The following is a 3712-nucleotide window of genomic DNA, read 5'->3' on the forward strand; positions in this document are numbered from 1 at the left end:
TAAACAACGACTCCGGATCATCAGGCTTATCCTCCAAAACGTTTTGGCACAATTTGATCGCTTCATCGAACCCACCGGTGTTAATCAACACTTCCAGTAACATTTTCCGCAGCTGCTTATCATCCGGCGCTTGTTTGACCGCGCGCTCCAAAAATTGTCGGGCTTTCGCCATATCCCCGGCACGCCCAGCCAATTGCGCTTGAAAAATGACCGCTTTGTTCCAGTCGGGTTGCAACTCCAGAGCCCTATCGATTTTCTGCTGAGCCAATTCGTTATTCGGCAATAACGAAGCAAACACCGCCTGAACGAAAAACAAGCCGGCTTGATCGGGCCGCTGCCGAGCCAAATCATCCAAAACGTCGTATGCAAACTGCACCCGACCTTCTTTCTCCAAAATCTTGGCCATTTCCAGCATCCCAGCCTCGAAACCGGCCGGATCATCGTTCAGCATCGCAGTCAAATGTTCGACGGCCGCAGCGCGATCGCCATTTTTCAACGCCAGCATCACCGCGAATTTTCGGGCGCCCAGATTCTTGCCGTCCTTCTCCAACCAGATCGACAAAGCCTCCCGCGTACGCCGCTCATCCTTCAGGAACAAACCGATTTTTACCGCTCGCTCGGCGATGCGAGGATCATTGACGCGCTTGGCTGCTTGCAGGTACGCATCCATGGCTAAATCGTATTGATTGCGTTGACCGGCCATTTCCGCCGCCATCAGCAAATACAAGACTTCCTCGTCGATCACGGTATTGCGGTTGACTCTAAAATCCAAGCCCTCGGGCTTGACCGCCGCGGCCTCGGTTTCCGCCGGCTGTTCCGGCGCTAACGCGCACCCCGACAAAGCGGAAAGTATTGCGATGCCTATCCATTTATTCATGCAATCATTCGACCCGTTTTTTCAAGAAATATAGCGCCATAGATTACCAGAAAACCGCGCCGAAACGGGGCCGGCTTTGTTTGCATTTGGACAAAAACCGCGCAGTCCTTAAAATAGGATACTTTCAGTGTGCTATTGTTCGCAGCCGATGACATTTCTCGCCGTAGGCATCAACTACAACACCGCGCCGGTAGCAGTCCGGGAACGCCTGTCGTTCCCGGCGGACGTCTTGGATTTCACATTACGGAACTTGCGCGGCCTGCGGGAAATCAATGAAGCGGCCATCCTGTCGACCTGCAACCGCACCGAGTTTTACTGCCAAGCCGATAGCGACGACCAAGCGCCGTTGATCGATTGGATCGCCGACACCAAGCAAATCCGGCCGGCGGAATTCACCCCCTACCTCTACAGCTACAAGGACAGCGAAACGATACGCCACATGTTTCGGGTCGCCTGCGGGCTGGACTCAATGATACTCGGCGAGCCGCAAATTCTCGGCCAAATGAAGACCGCCTACCACGCCGCTTATCAAGCCGGCACGCTGGGCAGAAATCTGAGCAAGTTGTTTCATCACACCTTTTCCGCCGCCAAGAAGGTTCGCACCGACACCGCGATCGGCTCCAGCCCGGTGTCGGTCGCCTTTGCCGCCGTGCAGCTGGCGCAGCAAATCTTCGACAAGCTTAGCGAGCAAACCGCGTTGCTGATCGGCGCCGGCGAAACGATAGAACTGACCGCCCGGCATTTATACCAGCACGGCATCGGCCGCATCATCATCGCCAACCGCACTTACGACAAGGCCCACGCCCTGGCGATGCAATTCAACGGCTATGCGATCGCGCTTTCCGAATTGCCCGACCATCTCGCCGAAGCCGACATCGTCGTCTCCTCCACCGCCAGCCAACTGCCGATTCTGGGCAAGGGCCGCGTCGAAAGCGCGATCAAAAAGCGCAAGCACAAGCCGATGTTCATGGTCGATCTCGCGGTTCCCCGCGACATCGAGGCCGAAGTCGCGCAATTGCGCGACGTCTATTTGTACACCGTCGACGATCTGCAAAATACCGTCAACCAAAACATGGACTCGCGCCGCCGCGCCGCCGAGCAGGCCGAGGAAATCATCGACACCCAAGTTGAACACTTCCTGGCGTGGCTGCGCTCGCAAGGCGCGCAGGAAACTATTCGAGACTACCGCCAACAAGCCGAAGCGGCGCGCGACGAAGCCTTGCAAAAAGCCATTCAGCAACTCGGCAACGGCGCATCCGCCGAAGAAGTGTTGCAGCGTCTGGCCCATACGCTGACCAACAAACTCATCCACACGCCCTGCGCGCAATTGCGCGAAGCCGGCGCCAACGAGCGCCACGACCTGATCGCCGCCTCGCGCGAAATTTTCAAATTACGTTAACCCTTGATGAAACCCTCGATACAAACCAGACTGGAATCCTTAAGCGAACGCTTCGAGGAAATCACCGCACTGCTCACTCAACCGGAAGTGCAAAGCAACCAAAACCAGTTCCGCAGCCTAAGCCAGGAATACGCTCAGCTGGAACCCATCGTCGCCTGCTACAAGGCTTACCAGGTTAACGAGGCCAACTTCGAATCGGCCAGGGAAATGGCCAAGGACAGCGATCCGGAATTACGGGAAATGGCTAAGGAAGAAATCGCATCGGCCGAACAACAGCGCGATCAACTCGAACAAGACCTACAAATTCTATTGTTGCCCAAGGACCCCAACGACAACCGCAATATATTTCTGGAAGTGCGCGCCGGCACCGGGGGCGACGAAGCCGCGATCTTTTCCGGGGATCTGGCGCGGATGTACCAGCGCTATGCCGAGCGCCAAGGTTGGAGCGTGGAAATCATCAACGAAAATCGCGGCGAGCATGGCGGATATAAAGAAGTCATCATGCGCGTGGCCGGCCAGAACGTCTATTCGCAACTGAAATTCGAGTCCGGCACCCACCGGGTGCAACGCGTGCCGGAAACCGAATCCCAAGGTCGCGTGCATACTTCCGCGTGCACCGTCGCGATCATGCCGGAAGTCGATAGCGTCGACGAAATCGAGATCAATCCGGCCGACTTGCGCATCGACACCTACCGCGCTTCCGGTGCCGGAGGCCAGCACGTGAACCGCACCGATTCAGCAATTCGAATCACCCATATCCCCACCGGCGTTGTTGTCGAGTGTCAGGACGAACGCTCGCAACACAAAAACCGCGCGCGGGCCATGTCGGTATTGCAGGCCCGCCTGCTGGCCGCGGAACAGGAAAAGCAACACGCCGAACAATCGGAAAGCCGTAAACTACAAGTCGGTAGCGGCGACCGTTCCGAACGCATCCGCACTTACAATTATCCGCAAGGCCGCCTAACCGATCACCGCATCAACCTGACGCTGTATAAACTCGAAGACATCATGGAAGGCGCTTTGGATCAAGTCATTCAACCGTTGATCCACGAACACCAAGCCGAACTGCTGACCCAACTGGGCAATGCTTGATAGCAGCAAAACCGCCGTTGATCCCGCCGCTACCTCGATCGCGGCGCTGCTCGCGGCCGGCGAGCGACAACTCGCAAAGACATCTCCGTCCGCGCGGCTCGACGCCGAAGTGTTGCTGTGCCATTGCTTGGAACAGCCCCGCTCGTATCTGCGGGCCTGGCCGGAACGCCGCCCGGGCGTTCAACACGCCGAACAGTTTCTACACTTGCTCGCGCTTCGCGCGCAAGGCCAGCCGATTGCTTATTTGACCGGCCACCGCGAGTTCTGGTCGCGCGATTTTTTAGTCACGCCCGACGTACTGATTCCGCGCCCGGATAGCGAACTGCTCGTCGAGCTAAGCCTGG

At 57.1% G+C, this 3712-nt stretch carries 4 protein-coding genes; 3 read left to right on the top strand and 1 reads right to left on the bottom strand.

Annotated elements, in window-relative coordinates:
- Nucleotides 1-877 (bottom strand): tetratricopeptide repeat protein (locus AC3B8H_RS19355; RefSeq protein WP_488443158.1); only part of this gene is annotated, 877 nt, incomplete at its 3' end.
- 148 nt (nt 878-1025) lie between these two features.
- Here AC3B8H_RS19355 and hemA point away from each other — a divergent pair.
- From hemA to AC3B8H_RS19370, 3 genes are all read left to right on the top strand, one after another.
- Complete coding sequence (gene hemA, locus AC3B8H_RS19360) at nt 1026-2276, top strand: glutamyl-tRNA reductase (protein WP_488443159.1); 1251 nt, start codon at nt 1026-1028, stop codon at nt 2274-2276.
- A 6-nt stretch (nt 2277-2282) separates the two neighbouring features.
- Entirely contained in the window at nt 2283-3368 is a 1086-nt protein-coding gene (gene prfA / locus AC3B8H_RS19365) for a peptide chain release factor 1 (RefSeq protein ID WP_488443160.1), read from the top strand.
- A partial coding sequence (locus AC3B8H_RS19370; RefSeq protein ID WP_488443161.1) for a class I SAM-dependent methyltransferase occupies nt 3361-3712 on the top strand: 352 nt, incomplete at its 3' end. The genes prfA and AC3B8H_RS19370, both read left to right, overlap by 8 nt.

The organism is Methylomonas sp. BG-2 (assembly GCF_057766305.1).